13 protein-coding genes are annotated in these 17,158 nt (G+C 71.0%); 6 read left to right on the top strand and 7 right to left on the bottom strand.

Annotated elements, in window-relative coordinates; all coding sequences use genetic code 11:
• Positions 1-13 precede the first annotated feature (13 nt).
• From hrpA to gsmA, 4 genes are all read right to left on the bottom strand, one after another.
• A complete protein-coding gene (gene hrpA, locus BKA14_RS02285; RefSeq protein WP_184949275.1) occupies positions 14-3,907 on the bottom strand; it encodes an ATP-dependent RNA helicase HrpA in 3,894 nt (1,297 codons plus the stop codon).
• A gap of 43 nt (positions 3,908-3,950) precedes the next feature.
• Complete coding sequence (locus BKA14_RS02280; protein ID WP_239092913.1) at positions 3,951-4,730, bottom strand: aldo/keto reductase; 780 nt, start codon at positions 4,728-4,730, stop codon at positions 3,951-3,953.
• Positions 4,731-4,752: 22 nt separating this feature from the next.
• The gene (locus BKA14_RS02275; RefSeq protein WP_239092910.1) at positions 4,753-7,074 is read right to left on the bottom strand and encodes an ATP-binding protein; all 2,322 of its coding nucleotides are present in this window, start codon (positions 7,072-7,074) and stop codon (positions 4,753-4,755) included.
• A 69-nt stretch (positions 7,075-7,143) separates the two neighbouring features.
• Complete coding sequence (gene gsmA / locus BKA14_RS02270) at positions 7,144-8,295, bottom strand: sporangiospore maturation cell wall hydrolase GsmA (RefSeq protein WP_184949274.1); 1,152 nt, start codon at positions 8,293-8,295, stop codon at positions 7,144-7,146.
• Between the two features lie 225 nt (positions 8,296-8,520).
• Between gsmA and BKA14_RS02265 the strand changes: the two genes are divergently transcribed.
• From BKA14_RS02265 to BKA14_RS02250, 4 genes are all read left to right on the top strand, one after another.
• Positions 8,521-9,495, top strand: a complete 975-nt coding sequence (locus BKA14_RS02265; RefSeq protein ID WP_184949273.1) for a phosphatase PAP2 family protein — start codon at positions 8,521-8,523, stop codon at positions 9,493-9,495.
• On the top strand, positions 9,492-10,058 hold the full coding sequence (locus tag BKA14_RS02260; protein ID WP_184949272.1) for a general stress protein: 567 nt from the start codon (positions 9,492-9,494) through the stop codon (positions 10,056-10,058). Before BKA14_RS02265 ends, BKA14_RS02260 begins: the two co-directional genes overlap by 4 nt.
• Positions 10,059-10,381: 323 nt before the next feature.
• Positions 10,382-10,888, top strand: a complete 507-nt coding sequence (locus BKA14_RS02255; RefSeq protein ID WP_184949271.1) for a SigE family RNA polymerase sigma factor — start codon at positions 10,382-10,384, stop codon at positions 10,886-10,888.
• Entirely contained in the window at positions 10,875-11,795 is a 921-nt protein-coding gene (locus tag BKA14_RS02250) for a hypothetical protein (protein ID WP_184949270.1), read from the top strand. Before BKA14_RS02255 ends, BKA14_RS02250 begins: the two co-directional genes overlap by 14 nt.
• A 24-nt stretch (positions 11,796-11,819) precedes the next feature.
• Here the strand turns inward: BKA14_RS02250 and BKA14_RS02245 are convergent, their stop codons facing one another.
• Together BKA14_RS02245 and ppgK are read right to left on the bottom strand one after the other, a co-directional pair.
• Positions 11,820-12,281 carry a PPOX class F420-dependent oxidoreductase gene (locus BKA14_RS02245; RefSeq protein ID WP_184949269.1) on the bottom strand — a complete coding sequence of 154 codons (462 nt, stop codon included), beginning with the start codon at positions 12,279-12,281 and terminating at the stop codon, positions 11,820-11,822.
• Positions 12,281-13,138 (bottom strand): polyphosphate--glucose phosphotransferase, encoded by an 858-nt coding sequence (ppgK, locus tag BKA14_RS02240; protein WP_239092908.1) that lies wholly within the window; start codon positions 13,136-13,138, stop codon positions 12,281-12,283. The genes BKA14_RS02245 and ppgK overlap by 1 nt, the downstream gene beginning before the upstream one ends.
• Positions 13,139-13,291: 153 nt before the next feature.
• On the opposite strand from ppgK, the gene BKA14_RS02235 reads away from it, so the two are divergent.
• On the top strand, positions 13,292-14,047 hold the full coding sequence (locus tag BKA14_RS02235) for an RNA polymerase sigma factor SigF (RefSeq protein WP_184949268.1): 756 nt from the start codon (positions 13,292-13,294) through the stop codon (positions 14,045-14,047).
• A gap of 182 nt (positions 14,048-14,229) precedes the next feature.
• Here BKA14_RS02235 and BKA14_RS02230 read toward each other — a convergent pair whose 3' ends face one another.
• Positions 14,230-14,802, bottom strand: coding sequence for a hypothetical protein (locus tag BKA14_RS02230; RefSeq protein WP_184949267.1), 573 nt, complete (start codon positions 14,800-14,802; stop codon positions 14,230-14,232).
• A 379-nt stretch (positions 14,803-15,181) separates the two neighbouring features.
• Here BKA14_RS02230 and BKA14_RS02225 point away from each other — a divergent pair, with 379 nt between their 5' ends.
• Positions 15,182-17,146, top strand: coding sequence for an alpha-1,4-glucan--maltose-1-phosphate maltosyltransferase (locus tag BKA14_RS02225; RefSeq protein WP_184949266.1), 1,965 nt, complete (start codon positions 15,182-15,184; stop codon positions 17,144-17,146).
• Positions 17,147-17,158 lie beyond the last annotated feature (12 nt).

Here is a 17,158-nt window from a genome sequence, read left to right as displayed (position 1 = left end):
CTCAACGAGCGTGCTACGCCGGGAGCTGGTCCATCGCCTTGAAGATCCGTTTGTCCGATATCGGATAGGCGGTACCCAACGATTGGGCGAAGAGGTTGATCCGCAATTCCTCGATCATCCACCGGATCTCGCTCAGGCCTTCCGTGCCGGCCGGCAGCTCCGACCTGAGCTCCCGATACTCCGTCTCGATCTCGTGGAGCTGGGCCATCAGCTGCCGGTCGCGGGCCAGGTTGCCACCCAGCCGGTCGAGCCGGTAGACGATGCCGCGCAGGTAGCGGGGCAGGTGGTGCAGCTGCCGCCAGCCCGTCTCGGTCACGAACCCGGCGTGCACCAGACCCTTGAGCTGCTGCCGGATGTCGGCCAGGGCGGCCACCAGGGCCGGGTTGCGGGTCGAGCCGAGCCGCTGGTCGATGTCGTACGCGGTCGCCAGCACCTGCCGCACCTGCGTGACCACGTTCGCCACGGCGTCGACCAGATCCTGCCGTACGGCGTCACGCAGCGAGGCGAACTCGATCGACGACCACACCGGGCCGCCCGCGTCGGTGACCAGCTTGTCGACCGCCGCGCCGGCACAGTCGTCGAGCAGATCCGCGATCGACCGATACGGGTTGCCGCGTGAGAGCTCGAGTTTGGCCTTGTTGTCGAGCCGGCCCTGCAGGTAGCGCGCGGCCGGCGGCAGGGTCAGCAGGAGCAGCTTGCGCGTGCCCGCGACCATGGCCGTCCGCTGCTCGGCCTCGGACTCGAAGACCTTGATCGCGACGCTCTCACCCTCGTCGACCAGCGCCGGGAAGACGTTGACCTCGTAGCCGCCGCGCATCTGGCGGACCCGGCGCGGCAGCTGCCCGAAGTCGTTGGTGGTGATGCCGCGGCGCTCGATGTCGCCGGCGGCCTTGGAGATCGTCTGCTGCACCTTGGGCGCGAGCGAGCGGCGCAGCACCTCGAGGTCGCGCCCCTCCCCCAGCACCTTCTCGTTCTCGTCGACGACGCGGAAGTTGACCCGCAGGTGGTCGGGCACCTGGTCGGGTCGCCAGGCGTCGCGCGGGACGATCGTGCCGGTGAGCCGGCGCAGCTCGTTGCCGATCGCGTCGGGCAGCGGGCCGCGCCGAGCCGGCACCCGGTCCAGCACGGCCTCGGCCCAGTCCGGCACGGGCACGAAGTTGGTGCGCAAGGCCTTGGGCAGGGCCCGGATCAGCGCGATCACGACGTCCTTGCGGAAGCCGGGCACCGACCAGACGAAGTCCTCCGGGTCGAGCTTGTTGAGCAGCGGCAGCGGCACGGTCACGGTGACACCGTCGGCCTGGGTGTTCGGCTCGAACTCGTACGAGAGGGAAAGCCGGACCCCACCCGCGAGCCAGGCGTCCGGGTAGGCGTTGGGGTCGACCGAGTCGCGCCCGGAGTTGACCAGCAGCTCGCGCGTGAAGGTGAGCAGCTCCGGATCGTCGCGCCGGGCCTTCTTCCACCAGGCGTCGAAGTGGCGTTGCGACACCACGTCGGCCGGGATGCGCGCGTCGTAGAGCGCGTACACGGTCTCGTCGTCGACCGCGATGTCGCGCCGGCGGGCCCGGTTCTCGATCTCCTCGATCTGGGCCAGCAGCTTGGCGTTGTCGGCCCAGAACTTGTGGTGGGTGTCCCAGTCGCCCTCGACGAGCGCGTGCCTGATGAACAGCTCGCGCGACACCACCGGGTCGACCTTGGAGTAGAGCACCTTGCGGCGGGGCACGATCGGCAGGCCGTAGAGGGTCACCTTCTCGTACGCCATGACGGCGCCCTGCTTCTTCTCCCAGTGCGGCTCCGAGTAGGAGCGTTTCACCAGGTGCGGCGCGAGTTTCTCGGCCCACTCGGGCTCGATGCGGGCGTTGACCCGGCCCCACAGGCGGCTGGTCTCGACGAGCTCGGCCGACATCACCCAGCGCGGCTGCTTCTTGAACAACGCCGAGCCCGGGAAGATCGCGAACTTGGCCCCGCGGGCGCCCAGGTATTCGCGCTTGTCGCCTTCTTTGAGCCCGATGTGCGAAAGCAGGCCGGAGAGCAGCGCGGTGTGCACGTTCGGCCCGGCCGCGACCTCCTCACGATCCTCGGTGACGGAGAGATTGAGCGTCCGGGCGACCTGGCGCAGCTGCGCGTAGATGTCCTGCCATTCCCGTACGCGCAGGTAGTTGAGGAATTCGTTGCGGCACAGGCGGCGGAACTGGTTGCCCGACAGCTCCTGCTGCTTCTCGCGCAGATAGCGCCACAGGTTGAGGTAGCTGAAGAAGTCCGATTCCTTGTCGGTGAACCGGGCGTGCTTCTCGTCGGCCTGCTGCTGCTTCTCGGTCGGACGTTCGCGCGGATCCTGGATGGACAGCGCGGCCGCGATCACCATCACCTCGGCCACGCACTCCTGCCGGTCGGCCTCGATGACCATGCGGGCCAGCCGCGGGTCGACCGGAAGCTGGGCCAGCTGACGGCCGAGCGGGGTGAGCTTGCGGGTGTCGAGCGCGCCCAGCTCCTCCAGGAGCTTCACGCCGTCGGTGATGTTGCGGCGGTCCGGCGGGTCGATGAACGGGAACTTCGCCAGGTCGCCCAGGCCCAGGTTGGTCATCTGCAGGATGACGCTGGCCAGGTTGGTGCGCAGGATCTCGGGCTCGGTGAACTCGGGGCGGCCCTCGAAGTCCTCCTCCGAGTAGAGCCGGATGCAGATGCCGTCGGCGACCCGGCCGCAGCGGCCCTTGCGCTGGTTGGCGCTGGCCTGCGAGACCGGCTCGATGGGCAGCCGCTGCACCTTGAGCCGGTGGGAGTAGCGGCTGATCCGGGCCGTGCCGGGGTCGATGACGTAACGGATGCCGGGCACGGTCAGCGAGGTCTCGGCCACGTTGGTGGCCAGCACGACCCGGCGCTGCGAGTGCCGCTCGAACACCTTGTGCTGCTCGGCCGCGGAGAGCCGGCCGTACAAGGGGACGATGTCGGTGTTTCTGAGGTTGCGTTTGGCCAGCGCGTCGGCGGTGTCGCGGATCTCGCGCTCGCCGGAGAGGAACACGAGGATGTCGCCGTCGCCCTCGCGGCCCAGCTCGTCGACCGCCTCGGCGATGCCGTCGACCTGGTCCATCGGCTCCTCGGTGTCGTCCTCGGCCTGGGTGACGAGCGGCCGATATCGGGTCTCCACCGGGAACGTCCGGCCGGACACCTCGATCACCGGCGCGGGCTTGCCTGCCTGGTCGGCGAAGTGCGACGCGAAGCGCTCGGTCTCGATCGTGGCCGAGGTGATGATCAGCTTGAGGTCGGGGCGGCGCGGCAGCAGTTCGCGCAGATAGCCCAGGATGAAGTCGATGTTGAGGCTGCGCTCGTGGGCCTCGTCGATGATCAGCGTGTCGTACCGGAGCAGGTTGCGGTCGGTCTGGATCTCGGCCAGCAGGATGCCGTCCGTCATCACCTTGACCATGGTGTCGTCGCCGGCCTGGTCGGTGAAGCGCACCTTGTAACCGACAGTCGTGCCCAGCGGGCGCCCGACCTCCTCGGCGATGCGCTCGGCGACCGTGCGGGCGGCGATCCGGCGGGGCTGGGTGTGGCCGATCTGCCCCCGGACGCCCCGCCCCAGCTCCATGCAGATCTTGGGGATCTGGGTCGTCTTGCCCGACCCGGTCTCGCCCGCCACGACGACCACCTGATGGTCGCGAATGGCCGCGGCGATGTCGTCCTTGCGCTGGCTGACCGGCAACGACTCCGGATAGCTGATGGCCGGGACACCGGCCAGGCGCGCGGCGAACCGCTCGGCGGCCCGGTCCATCTCGGCTTCGATCTCGGCGAGCGCGGCCGCCCGGGCGGCCTCGTCCTTGATGCGGCGGGTGCCCTCGAGCCGCCGCCCGAGGCGGTGACTGTCACGGGGAAGCAGGTCGGCCAGGCGTTTACGGAGTTCGGGTGTTGTCGACATCGCGCAGCAAGAATAGGCGGATCACGCCGCAAACGCCTGGTGATTAACGCCGCCCCAGGGCGTCGATCGTGGTCATCTCGTCGGGGGTGAGCTCGAAGCCGTCGAGGTCGGCGTTGCGGGCGATGCGTTCCGGGGTGGCCGACTTGGGGATGACGACGATCTCGTGCTGGATGTGCCAGCGCAGGACCACGCGGGCCGGGTCGACGCCGTGGGCCGAGGCGATCCCGGTCAGGGCCGGGTCGTGCAGGTTGGTGGTCTTGAACGGCGAGTAGCCCTCGAGCACCACGCCACGCTCGCGGTGGGCGGCGACGAGGCCCGCGTCGTAGAGGGCCGGGCCGAAGCGGATCTGGTTGACCGCGGGCCGCTCACCGGTCTCGTCGGACAGCTGGTCGATCTCGTCGGGGCCGTAGTTGCTGACGCCGATCGCCCGGGTCAGGCCCTCGTCGCGGGCCTTGACGAACTCGCGCCACGTCTTCACCGAGCGGCCCCGCGACGGCGGCCAGTGGATCAGCCACAGGTCGATCGCGTCGAGACCCAGGTCGCGCAGCGAGGCGTCGATCGTGGCGCGCTCGTCACCGGCCCGCTCGGGCGGCAGCTTGGTGGTCACGAAGACCTCGTCGCGGGGCACGCCGGAATCGCGCAGGGCCCGGCCGACCTCGGCCTCGTTGCCGTACATGGTCGCGGTGTCGAGGTGGCGGTAGCCGGCCTCGAGCGCGTCCCGGACCGCCTGGTAGGCGGAGTCGCCGCGCAGCTGCCAGGTGCCGAAGCCGAGCAGCGGCATCGAGACGGAGGAGCCGGCCAGCGGCAGGGCGGGAATCGTCATGACTCCCATCCTGCCACCGCTCTCACTCCGCTCCGGCGGGCGACGCCGGGTGGTGGTCGGGCACGGGAGCGCGCAGGCGGGCCGAGGCCGGGTCGTGCGACGAGGGCTCGGCCGCGGGCAGGGCGCTCAGGCCCGGCAACCGCGAGTTCTCGATGGCGGCGCGCTCGGCCAGCGCCCGCTCCAGGGCCGCCTGGGCGGCGGCCTCGTCGGTCTTCTTCATGGTCGTCTCCTCCTCGGATGCGGGCAGGGTGAAGCTGAAGCGGGTGCCACCGCCGGGGTTGTCGGTCACGCCGATCTCGCCGCCGTGGCGGTCCACGATGCGTTTGCAGATGGCCAGACCCAGGCCGGTCCCGGCGTACCCGGCCTCGGCGTGCGCCCGGTGGAAGCTGTCGAAGATGTCGGACTTGTCGGCGTCGGGGATGCCGATCCCCCGGTCGGCCACCTCGACCCGCGCCCACTGCTCGCCGGGCACGTCGCCGGTGACGTCGCCGGTGACGTCGACGTGCGGGGCGGAGCCCGGGCGCACGTACTTCAGGGCGTTGCCGATCAGGTTGTCCAGCACGTGGCGCAGCATCGCCGGGTCGGCGGTGACCGCGGGCAGCGGGCCGACGTTGATCCGCGGCCGGTCGTTCTCGCGCAGGTGGGCCGTACGGTCGTGCACCACCTCGGCCACCAGCGCGCCCAGGTCGACCCGGCGGGTGCGCAGCGGCGCGTCGCGAGCGGTCGTGTAGGCCAGCAACGTGTCGATCAGGGTGGCCATCCGGTCGACGGCCAGGATGATCCGGTCCAGGCTGCCGCGCACCTCGTCCGGGGCCTCGTCGAGGTCCTCGCGGGCGACCTCGCAGTGCCCGCGGATCACGGTCAGCGGGGCCTTGAGGTCATGCGCGACCACGCCCGCGAACACGGCCAGGTCGTTCTCGTAACGGCGCAGGTCGGTGATGTCGTGGAAGACGGCAACCGCGCCCGGCTGCCCGGCGCTCGGGTCCAGCGGGCGGCCGTCGACGCTGACCAGGATGCCCTCGGGCCTGCGCTCGTTGCGCACGATCATCTCGACGCCGTCGCACGGTTCGCCGCGCAGGGCGCGGATCAGCGGCATCTCGTCGACCGGGAACGGGGTGCGCCCGTCCGGCCGATACAGGCCGTAATGACGTTGCCAGGCCTGCGGGTCGTCCTCGTCGGCGGCCACCCCGAGCATGGCCCGCGCGGCCGGGTTGTGCAGCAGGAAGGCGCCGTTCGCGTCGACCACGCCGACGGGGTCGCTGATGCTGGCCATGATCGCGCCGAGCAGCCCGGCCTGGCGGCGGCTCTCGGCCTCGGCCGCGCGCAGCTCGGCGGTGGCCGCATGCACCCCGGCCAGCGCCCGCGCGCGCCCGGTGGCCAGCACGTAGACCAGGCCGGCGAGCAGCACGACCATGGCGCAGCCGGTGAGCAGCAGGGTCAGCGGGAGGGTGCTGGACGCGCCGGGCAGGTGCGAGGCGTCGGCCCGGGTGATCAGCGTCCACCCCCGGTCGGCCACCACGAGGTCGGCGGTCCGGCGCAGGTCGGGCGAGCCCGGCACGGTGTACTGGGCGACCACCGGCCGGGCGCCGTCGCGGCCGGTGGCCAGCAGCTCGCCGTCGAGCTGGCCCTGGCTGACGGTGGCCAGCACGCCGGAGAGGAAGTCCTGGCCGCGCAGGCCGAGCACGATCCAGCCGCGGAACTCGGGGTGGTTGGCCTGGCTCCAGATCGGCGCGGCGAAGACGAAGGAGCGCTGCTGCTGGGCGGCCGGCAGGTTGCGGTCGCGCAGCAACACGTACGTGTCGGAGACGCTGGGCTGCCCGACCCGCCGCGAGTCGGTCAGGGCCGAGGCCGCCTCGGGCGCGGCCGCCAGGTCGAGCCCGTCCATCGGACGTCCGGCGGAGTTGAGCGTACGGGTGAAGATCGTGAAGTAGTGCTCCTCGCCCGCGCCCACCGGCCGCAGCCGCAGCCCGTCGGCCCCACGCGCGCGCCACACCCCTTCCAGCGCGGGGATCTGCGCCTGGGTGGCCGGCACGACGAACGCCAGGTAAGCCGCGCCGATCAGGTCGGCCGAGGCCAGCGGCGCGGTCGCGGTGTCGAAGTCCTCCCAGGTCAGCGCGTCGTTGGTGCGGAACCCGGCAGCCGTGGTCTCGACCAGCGACCGGTAGCGCTCGGTCTCGGTGCGCACGGCGGCCGCGGCCACGGCGGTGCGCTGATCCATCACGCGCTCGGCGTTCTCGCGCTGCGTCGACCGCAGCCCGGCGTAGACCGAGACCACGACGGAGAGGCCGACGACGAGCACGACACCGGAGAACACCGGACCGGCAGAGTGCTCCCGTCGCTTCACCGAAATGAGCATAAGACGCAAAACGCCCCCGTCGGCCCGGTTCGGCCGACGGGGGCGAGCGAAACCCGCTTACTTCCAGATGTCGTACTGGTAGAGGTTCTGCGACGCCATCAGGGTGGTGACCTTGGTGTAGTAGTTCGGGTCGGTGGCGTAGCCGGCCTTCCACACCTTCCAGATGAAGCTGTTGGCCTGCGTCGTGTAGTTGAAGGCGCCGGCGTAGCGGGGGTTCACCCGCAGGAAGTTGCCGTGGTCGCGGAACGAGTGCCCCATCGAGGCGTACGTGCGGAAGCTGGCCACCGTCGAGAAGCACTCGCCGGCCTTGGTGCACTCCTGGGTGCGGTAGTCGTGGCAGCCGCTGGCCAGCGTGCCGAACCGGCCGCTCTGACACTTGATGCCGAAGTAGTTGCGGTCGACGGTCGACAGGCCGCTGCGGCCCCAGCCCGACTCCAGGATCGCCTGGGCGATGGTGACCGACGCGGGCACGCCGTACTCACGCCAGCCCTGCTGGGCGCCGGGCACTGCCGCCTTGATGAACTGCTCCGGCGTCAGCGCGACACCCGGGGTGGACGGCGTGGTGGCCGGGGCGCCCGGGCAGACCGACAGGGCGGGCGTCACGACGTACGCGTGCGAGATGTACGTGCCGTCGGAGAGGCGGTTCCACTGGGTCGTGGAGCGGACCGTGCCCACGACCTTGGTGCCCTGCACGTAGCAGACCCCGTTGACCTTGGCGCCCGTGGTGACCACGCGCTTGACCGGCGCGGCGGTCGACGGGCCGGTCCGGATGTTGACCTTGCCGTCGGCGCTCTTGACCGTGCCCGTCCTGAACTTCGAGGTCGCGGGCTTCGTGCCCGGCTTGGCCTTCACCGCCGCGGCCTGCGGCGACGCGGTCACGCAGCGCGGCAGGTCGCCGGAGTTGACACTCACGTAGGCGTGAGTGATGTACCCGCCGGTGCTGAGCTTGTCCCACTGGGCGGTGGTGCGCACCGAGCCCCGCACGTTCTGCCCGGTGATCGCGCAGACCGCGGTGACCCGCTGGTTGTCGCGCAGCGAACCCACGACCTTGGCGGCCAGCGACGGCGCGGAACGCACCTTGAGCGTGCTGCGCACGTCGACCGTGACCGTGGCCCCGGCCGCGAACGCCGCGGAGGGCGCGGCCACGAGACCGGCGCCGACGGCGAACACGAGCAGGGGGCCGGCAAAGCGGCGGGCGTACTGCCTCATCTGAAAACGTCTCCTTCATCACGGGCGGCGTCGTAAAGAAGGTCGTTCGGGGCCGTTGCCGGGCGGGGAAGCGTTCGGGTGCGGAATCGTTGCGACGAGGCCCACCCGTGACGCACGTGTCGTGCGGCGTCCGGTGGGACTTATGATTTCTCGCGCTTAGAAAAGCGACCGGCTGGGCAATCCGCTTGGCGCCTTGTCCCGCCTCCGCAGCAGAAGGAACCGCCCATGACGACGGTCCTGGCGTCCCCCCAGCAGGCGACCCCCGCGCGCCCCCGCGGCGCCCGGCACCTGCTGGCGCCGATCGGGGTCGCGCTGCTCGCCGCGGTCGCGGCCGGCGCGCTCTATCAGGTCTTCGTGGGCACCACGCTCGGCCAGCGGGTCGACACGGTCGCCATGCGGGGGGCCGACGTGCACCATCCGAGGGTCGTCGAGGTGCTGGAGCGCACGCTCAACGGCACCAGCCTGGCCAGCATGGTGCTCGTCTGCCTGTTCGCCGCGGTCTTCGGAATGCTGCGCCGCCGGCTCGACCTCGCCCTGGGCGCGGCGCTGCTGGTGGTCGGGGCCAACGTGACCACGCAGCTGATGAAGACCCAGCTCGGCCGGCCCGACCTGGACGGCTTCGCGATGCCCAACTCGTTCCCGTCCGGTCACACCACGGCCGCCGCCTCGGTGGCGTTCGCGGTCGTCCTCGTGCTGCCGCAGGCCCTGCGCGGCATGGTGGCCCTCGTCGGTTTCGCGTACGTCTCGGTGATCGCGATCGCCACGGTCTGGGCCGAATGGCACCGGCCCAGCGACACGGTGGCCGCACTCGCGGTGACGGCGGCGTGGGGCGCCGTGGCCGTGTTCCTCATTCGCGTACGCCGGTGGAACGCCCCCGGCGGCACCCAGCCGCCCAGCCGCCTGGTCACGCTGCCGCTGCTCACGATCGGCGCCGTGACCGGCGCGGCCGGGCTGGTCGGCCTGGCCGCGGTGACCATGTCCGAACGCTCGATGCCCGACCTCGTCTCGGGCCGGTTCGCGTTCCTGACCGGCTCGGCTGCGATCGCCGCCGCCACGGCCGCCGTCTTCCTGGTGTGGGTGCGGCTGGCCGCCGGCGACCGGCTGGTCACCGAGACCCCGCTGGAGCCGGCCAAACCCGCTCTGCAGAAGTCCGGCGTTCCGGCACCCGCCGGCCGCCGAGTCAAGGGAGGCACGAAATGACCACGCCCAACACCCCTGCCGATAACCCGTCGACCGCCGCCGGTGGCATCCCGCCCGGTCCGGCCGGCGTGCCCAGCCTGCCCGCGCAGACCCAGGCCGCGGGGGGCGCGCCGACCGTCGTGGTCGGCACCTACCCCGACTACGCGCAGGCCCAGAAGGCCGTCGACACCCTCTCCGACAACAAGTTCCCGGTCGAGCGCACGGCCATCATCGGCACCGACCTGCGCCTGATCGAGAACGTGCTGGGCCGGCTCACCACGGGCCGGGCGGCGTTGGCCGGCGCGGCCAGCGGGGCCTGGTTCGGTCTCTTCGTGGGCCTGCTGTTCGGCCTGTTCAGCGACTCCGGCTGGTTCGCCGTGATCCTGGTCTGCCTGCTGATCGGCGCGGCCTGGGGCGCGGTCTTCGGTGCGATCGCCCACGCCGCGACCGGCGGCCGCCGCGACTTCGCCTCCCGCTCGTCGATCCAGGCCGGCCAGTACGCGGTCGTCACCGACGCCGAGGTCGCCGAGCAGGCCCGTCAGCTCCTGGTCCAGCTCAACTGGCAAGCCAGCGGCGCCCAGTAAGCGCTGCCGCATCAGGCCCGGTCCCCCGCGTGGAGGCCGGGCCTCTGCTTTGGGCGTCACCCCGCACCGCTGTCCCCGGGTTTTGAGGGGCGCAACCACTCACTCACGTCGCCCGGCCGGTCCGAGCGTTCAGGGCGCGCCAGCGCCCTGCTCGGGCCGGCCGGGTCCCCGCGGGAGCGACGGCCGGCACCCACCACCTCGCTGGGACACAAGGCTCTTGATCTTGATGGCGCCGCCCTGGCGCGAATCCGGGAAGAAACTTTCGAAAGGATGCAGCATTCTCCTTACGCCGGGCGTTTTCGGTGCACAAACAAGGAGCGGGGATGCGGGATGCGGACGGCTTCGACGAGTTCTACCGGGAGACGTCCGCGCGCATGTTGCGCTACGGGTACGCGCTGACCGGGGATCTCGCCGAGGCTCAGGATGTGGTGCAGGAGGCGTACACGCGGGCGTGGCGCCGCTGGGGGACGGTCTCCGCGCACCCGGCGCCGGAGGGCTGGCTGCGGCTGACCGTGGGCCGGCTGTCGACCGACCGGTGGCGGCGGCTCAGCGGCTGGCGGGCCGCGGTGCGCCGGGCCGGGCCGCCCGAACCGGTCGCGCCGCCCAGCGAGGACGCCGTGCTGGTGACGGCGGCGCTGCGCAAACTGGCGGTGCCCATGCGGCAGGCGGTGGCCCTGCACTACCTCTTCGACCTGTCGGTGGCCGACATCGCCGCCGAGATCGGCGCGCCGGTCGGCACGGTGACGTCACGGCTGAGCCGTGGCCGGGCCGAGCTGGCCGAGCTCCTCGCCCCCACCCGGACCCCGGAGGTCACCGATGCCGAACGCTGAAGTCGACGACGCTTTCGCCGCGCTCTCCTCGGACGCCGAGCGCGGGCTGCTGCTTTCCGGGCCCGAACTGCGCCGGCAGGCGGGCCGGCGGCACAACCGGGGCATCGCCCTGACGACCGGCACCGCCGCGGTGCTCGCCGTGGCCGCGATCGGCGCGGGTTGGGCGCTGGCCGGCGACAACCAGCAGAAATCCGCCCTGCCGCCCGCCGCGAGCGCCGGCCCGACCGTGAGCTCCGCCGCGCCGAGCACCGCCCCGTCCGTCGTGCCCCCGCCGGTCACCTCGGCCCCGGCGACCACGAAGCCACCTTCGTCCCCGCCGACCAGCAACGCCCCGGCCATCCCGAAGTCGATCCCGGCCCGGGCCCTGATCAGCCCGGACGACAAGGGTGTCAGCGACTTCCACCGCTACGACGAGCCCGAGCCGCGGCCGGAGTTCTGCGGCAAGGCCAAGTTCCCGAGCCAGGACGACGTCGGGGTCAGCGCGTCGGTGCGCATGTTCTACCGCGGGCCGGGCACCCCGGCCGACTACATCGCCGACGACACGCTCTTCAACACCGTGACCGTCTATCGCGGTGAGGGCGCCGAGGACTTCATGAGCGAGCTGGCCCGGGCCGTGCAGAACTGCCCCACCGGCAAGCTGGGTGACCTGGAAGCCGAGTTCGACTCGCTGGGTTCGCTGGGCCTGGGCGATTCGTCGATCCTGATCGACCGTTCGTACGCGTCGACCGGTGACGACGGCGAACCCTCGAACAACGGCTCCCGGCAGCACACCTTCATCGCGGCCGTGCGGGTCGGCGACGCGGTCACGCTGATCGACACGCGCGGCTACGAGAGCGCGTCGTCGCAGCGCAAGAACGTCGAGGCCATGGCCAAGATCGCGACGAACCGCCTGGCGGAGTGGCGCTAGGCGGTTCGTCGGACGCAGGACGGCTCAGGCCAGGCGGGCCGGGAAGCCGCCGGTCGCGATCGGGCCCCAGCGCTCGATCGTGATGCGGATCAGGGACTTGCCCTGGTCGCGCATGGCCTGGCGATACTCGTCCCAGTCGGAGTGTTCGCCCGAGATGACGCGGAAATACTCCACCAGGGGCTCGAGGGCCTCGGGCAGGTCGAGCACCTCGGCCGTGCCGTCGACCTGCACCCAGGGGCCGCCGAAGTCGTCGGAGAGCACGCACACCGAGACCTGCGGGTTGCGCCGCAGGTTGTAGACCTTGGCCCGCTCGGGGTAGGTCGAGATGACGATGCGGCCCTCGGTGTCGACGCCGCACGTGTTGGGCGAGGCCTGCGGGCGGCCGTCGCGGCGGGTGGTCATCAGGACGGCCTTGTGCCGCGGGCGCAGGAACTCGAGCAGGGCCTCGCGCTCGACGTCGGTGTTGGTGGCGATCGTGCGCGGCATCAGCCGGCCACCCGCTCGCCGGCCTCGTGCGGGGCGACGCCGTCGCGGTCGGGCGCCCGGCCGTCGATCTCGGCGATCCGCGCGGCGCCGATGATGCCCGCGTTGTTGAGCAGCGTGGCCGGCACCATCGGGGTGCGGATGTCGATCAGCGGGAGCCAGCGGTCGGCCTTCTTGCTGACACCGCCGCCGATGATGAACAGCCGGGGCGAGAGCAGCATCTCGACGTGGGCCAGGTAGTTGCGGACCCGGTGCGCCCACTTCTCCCAGCTCAGATCCTCCTGCTCGCGGGCCCGGTCGGCCGCCTTGGACTCGGCGTCGTGGCCGTCCAGCTCGAGGTGGCCGAACTCGGTGTTCGGGATCAGCGTGCCGTCGAGGAACAGCGCGCTGCCGATACCGGTGCCGAACGTGAGCATCATGATCAGGCCGGACTGGTCGCGGCCGGCACCGTAGGCCACTTCGGCCACACCCGCCGCGTCGGCGTCGTTGAGCACCGACACCGGCTTGCCCAGCCGGTCGCTGAACAGCCGCGCGGCCGGCGCGTCGAGCCAGGACTTGTCGACGTTGGCCGCCGAGCGGGTGACGCCGTCGACCACCACGCCGGGGAAGGTGATGCCGACCCGGTCGAAGCCGCCATCGAACTGGGCCGCCACCTCGGCCACGGCCTCGACCACGCTGGTGACGTCGGACGGCTGGGGCGTGGGCACCCGGTGCCGCTCGGCGAGCAGCTCGCCCGCGGCCGTGTCGACCGGGGCGCCCTTGACGCCCGAGCCGCCGATGTCGATGCCGAGAATGGCCATCTTGTTTCCCGTCTTGAGGTGCCAGGTGTGCATCCGCTGTTTACCACGGAGCCCCGACATTAAATCCCCTCGCCACGAGCCGGTCGGAGGGGTTGTCGGGTGACCCTCGTACTTTCGGCTGGGCAAGCCTCATCTTCTCAGTTAGCGTTAAACCATCTGAACGGTCGCCGCAAGCGGACACGGCTCTCTGCCCGCTCTCTGGAGGACCCGACCATGACAGTGCGTACGAAGGTGCCCGAAACCGCCTCTGAACTGCTGGTCACGCTCTCGCAGCACCCCGACCGGCCCCGGCTGCGGGAGGAGGCCATCGAGGCCTGGTTGCCCCTGGCCCGCCACTTGGCCCACCGCTACGCGGGCCGCGGCGAACCCACCGACGACCTGGTCCAGACGGCCACGATCGGCCTGATCAAGGCGGTCGACAAGTTCGACCCGGCACGCGGCGTCGACTTCGCCGGCTACGCCATCCCCACCATCATCGGCGAGATCAAACGCCACTTCCGCGACCGCACCTGGTCGGTCCGGGTGCCGCGGCGCCTGCAGGAGTTGCGCCTGGCGATCACCGAGGCCAACGCGACCCTCACCACCACTCTGGGCCGCTCGCCCACCGTGGCCGACGTCGCCGCCCACCTGGGCGTCACCGAGGAGGACGTGCTGGAAGGCCTGGAAGGCGCGCGGGCCTACAACACCGCCTCCCTCTCCACCCCCGTCAGCGCCGATGGCACCACGTCGCTCGGCGACACGATCGGCGGTGAGGACGCGGAGTTCGAGCTGGCCGAGACCCGGGTCGCGCTCGGGCCGGCGCTGGCCACGCTCGACGAGCGCGAGCAGAAGATCCTGACGCTGCGCTTCTACGGCAACCTGACCCAGTCGCAGATCGCCGACCACATCGGCATCTCCCAGATGCACGTGTCGCGCCTGCTGACCCGCGCCTTGACCAAGCTGCGCGGCGAACTACGAGAAGGACTGTGAGAAGAACCGGATGTCCCGGCGGGGTGGTGGGTGCCGGCCGTCGCTCCCGCGGGGGCCACGACACGACGAGCTGGCCGCTGACGCGTCCAGAACGCTCGCCGTGCCGCGGCGACGTGAGTGAGTGGTTGCGCCCAAAAGCAAAACCGGCACCCCCGTACGTGGGGGTGCCGGTTCCGGCGGTTTCAGGCGACCAGCGGCTGCTCGACGTCGAGCAGATACAGCAGGGTGTCGCGGTGCATCTCGGCGACCGGCTCGAGCAGGTCGGGGTGGCGGAGCAGGACGGCGGCGTCGCGGTCGCGCAGGTCGGGCTCGAGCAGGCGGCGGAACTCGGCCGGCGCGGCGCCGTTCTTGCGCGGGTAGGGCAGCGGCCGGTCGTCGGCGGACGGCATCGCGGCGATGACCGCGTCGACCCCGCGGCGGGCCAGCTCGGGGTCGGCCAGCAGGCAGGCGGCCCAGCTGACCACGACCTCGTCGACCCAGGTGCGCCAGCCCTCCTCCTCGGCCTCCTCGTCCTCGGGCTCGCTGCCGGCGCGCCAGTCGAGCACGGCCGAGCCGCCGGGCCCGGCGATCGCCACCAGCGCGGCGTCGACCTCCGTCGGGTAGCGCAGCCACGCGGCGACCGTCACGGCCTGCCGGGCCTGCAGCTCCGACAGGGTGTGGGCGATCGTGTCGGGGCTACCCGCCGGGTAGGCACGCGAGAGCCAGTGCGTGCTCGCCGCGATGACGGGCGACAGCTCGACAGACGGTCCAGCCACGAGGTCTCCTCCGTTCCGGCGCGGCCCGGTCGGTCCGCGTCACGGGATACCTCTCGGTCGCGGCGGAGGGGGATCTGAGGGGGGTCACCGGGTTGGGACCGCGCGGCAACCAAGGCGCTCCCGTCGGCCGGGCCGACGGGCGGAAAACTGCCGGTAACGTTCCGATGATCAAATTCGGCAGGCATCAAGCGCCGGGGAAATGGCTGATTTCATCGGTGGCGACAGGCCGCGCCTGGATGCGCCGGACCGAGCGGACTCCGGTAGGTTGAGCGCATCGGCACGCTGCCGTTTGCGGCGCCTCCACAGCGGAGAAGTATGCCCTGACGGCGGTCTGGATTAGCCGCCCCCGCCCGCGCCCTTGAAGATTACGGTGGAGATCATGACCGGTCGCTTTCCCATCGAAGACGTGACGCCCTCGGTGTCCTGTGGCCGTTACCCGGCCAAGGCCGTCGTCGGCGAAATCGTGCCGGTTTCCGCCGTGTCCTATCGCGAAGGTCATAACGCGCTCGGGGTCAACGTGGTATGGCGTGGCCCCGACGGCGAGTCGGAGCCGTTCACCCGCATGCGCCCCGGCGAGCCTGGTCTGGACCAGTGGCACGGCGTGATCCGGCCCGACCGGGTCGGCCGCTGGACGTTCACCGTCGAGGCCTTCGACGACCCGTACCGGACGTGGCGCGACGCCGTCGTGAAGAAGATCGGCGCCGGGCAGGGCCTGGAGGATCTCGCGAACGACCTGGCCGAGGGCGCCGACGTGCTCGACCTGGCCACCAAGATCGTGCCGGCGCACGACGAGGAGCGGGTGCGCGACGCGGCCGCAGCCCTGCGCGACGACCAGCGCTCGCTGTTCGCCCGGGTCTCCCCCGCGCTCGACCTGGAGGAGCTGCTCTGGCACCACCCGGTGCGGCAGCTGGTCACCACCACCCGGTCGTACGCGATCTGGGTCGACCGCAAGCGCGCGCTCTACTCCGCTTGGTACGAGTTCTTCCCCCGCTCCGAGGGCGCCGAGATCGGCCCCGAGTCGACGCCGATCAAGCACGGCACGTTCGTCACCGCGGCCGAGCGCATCCCGGCCGTCGCCGCCATGGGCTTCAACATCCTCTACCTGCCCCCGATCCACCCGATCGGCAAGGTCAACCGCAAGGGCCGCAACAACACGCTCGTGGCCCGCCCGCAGGACGTGGGCTCGCCGTGGGCCATCGGCTCCGACGAGGGCGGCCACGACGCGATCCACCCCGAACTGGGCACGCTGGAGGACTTCAAGGCGTTCATCGCCAAGGCGGAGGAGCACGGCCTCGAGATCGCCATGGACCTGGCGCTGCAGGCCGCCCCCGACCACCCCTGGGTCAAGAGCAACCCCGAGTTCTTCACCCGGCGGGCCGACGGCACGATCGCCTACGCGGAGAACCCGCCCAAGAAATACCAGGACATCTACCCGATCAACTGGGACAACGACTACAAGACGCTGCGCGAGGAGGTCTATCGCGTCGTCATGCACTGGGTGCACACCGGCGTGAAGGTCTTCCGCGTCGACAACCCGCACACCAAGGCGCTCAACTTCTGGCAGTGGCTGATCGCCAAGGTCAAGGAGACGAACCCCGAGGTGCTGTTCCTGGCCGAGGCGTTCACCAGGCCCGCGATGATGAACGGGCTCGGCAAGGTCGGCTTCACCCAGTCGTACACGTATTTCACCTGGCGCACGACGGCGTGGGAGATGCGGCAGTACATGGAGACGCTGCTCACCACGATCGACTGGATGCGCCCCAACTTCTGGCCCAACACCCCCGACATCCTGCACGAGTCGCTGCAGCACGGCGGCCCGCCGATGTTCAAGATTCGGGCCGTCCTGGCCAGCATGCTCACGCCGTCATGGGGCATGTACTCCGGGTACGAGCTGTTCGAGCACGTGCCGCGGCCGGGCGCCGAAGAGTACATCGACAACGAGAAGTTCGAGCTCAAGCCGCGGGACTGGGCGGCCGCCGAGCGGTCCGGCCGGTCGCTGGCCCCGTACATCACCCGGCTCAACCGCATCCGCGACGACAACCCCGCCCTGCACTGGCTGCGCAACCTGAAGTTCCACGAGATCGACAACGGCGCGCTGCTCTGTTTCTCCAAGCGTGACCCCGACACCGGAAACACGGTTCTCGTGGTGGTCACCTTCGACTCGACGACGGTGCAGTGGGGCAACACGGTGCTGGACATGCCGGCACTCGGTTTGGACTGGCACGACCGGTTCACGGTGACCGACCAGATCACCGGGGCCACGTACGAGTGGGGACAGCACAACGCCGTGCGGATCGATCCGTACGTCGAGCCGGCGCACATCTTCGTGATTGAGCCGAAGTAAAGATTCAAGTAC

This window comes from Paractinoplanes abujensis (assembly GCF_014204895.1).
Classification (GTDB): Bacteria; Actinomycetota; Actinomycetes; order Mycobacteriales; family Micromonosporaceae; genus Actinoplanes; species Actinoplanes abujensis.
Note: the sequence above shows the minus strand (reverse complement) of the source record. Positions and strands in the feature narration are given on the sequence as shown.

Excerpts from the sequence above, each read along its gene's own strand:
- hrpA (WP_184949275.1), bottom strand. The coding sequence starts at position 3,907 with ATGTCGACAACACCCGAACTCCGTAAACGCCTGGCCGACCTGCTTCCC.
- BKA14_RS02280 (WP_239092913.1), bottom strand. The coding sequence starts at position 4,730 with ATGACGATTCCCGCCCTGCCGCTGGCCGGCTCCTCCGTCTCGATGCCG.
- gsmA (WP_184949274.1), bottom strand. The coding sequence starts at position 8,295 with ATGAGGCAGTACGCCCGCCGCTTTGCCGGCCCCCTGCTCGTGTTCGCC.
- BKA14_RS02265 (WP_184949273.1), top strand. The coding sequence starts at position 8,521 with ATGACGACGGTCCTGGCGTCCCCCCAGCAGGCGACCCCCGCGCGCCCC.
- BKA14_RS02260 (WP_184949272.1), top strand. The coding sequence starts at position 9,492 with ATGACCACGCCCAACACCCCTGCCGATAACCCGTCGACCGCCGCCGGT.
- BKA14_RS02255 (WP_184949271.1), top strand. The coding sequence starts at position 10,382 with ATGCGGGATGCGGACGGCTTCGACGAGTTCTACCGGGAGACGTCCGCG.
- BKA14_RS02250 (WP_184949270.1), top strand. The coding sequence starts at position 10,875 with ATGCCGAACGCTGAAGTCGACGACGCTTTCGCCGCGCTCTCCTCGGAC.
- BKA14_RS02245 (WP_184949269.1), bottom strand. The coding sequence starts at position 12,281 with ATGCCGCGCACGATCGCCACCAACACCGACGTCGAGCGCGAGGCCCTG.
- ppgK (WP_239092908.1), bottom strand. The coding sequence starts at position 13,138 with ATGTCGGGGCTCCGTGGTAAACAGCGGATGCACACCTGGCACCTCAAG.
- BKA14_RS02235 (WP_184949268.1), top strand. The coding sequence starts at position 13,292 with ATGACAGTGCGTACGAAGGTGCCCGAAACCGCCTCTGAACTGCTGGTC.
- BKA14_RS02225 (WP_184949266.1), top strand. The coding sequence starts at position 15,182 with ATGACCGGTCGCTTTCCCATCGAAGACGTGACGCCCTCGGTGTCCTGT.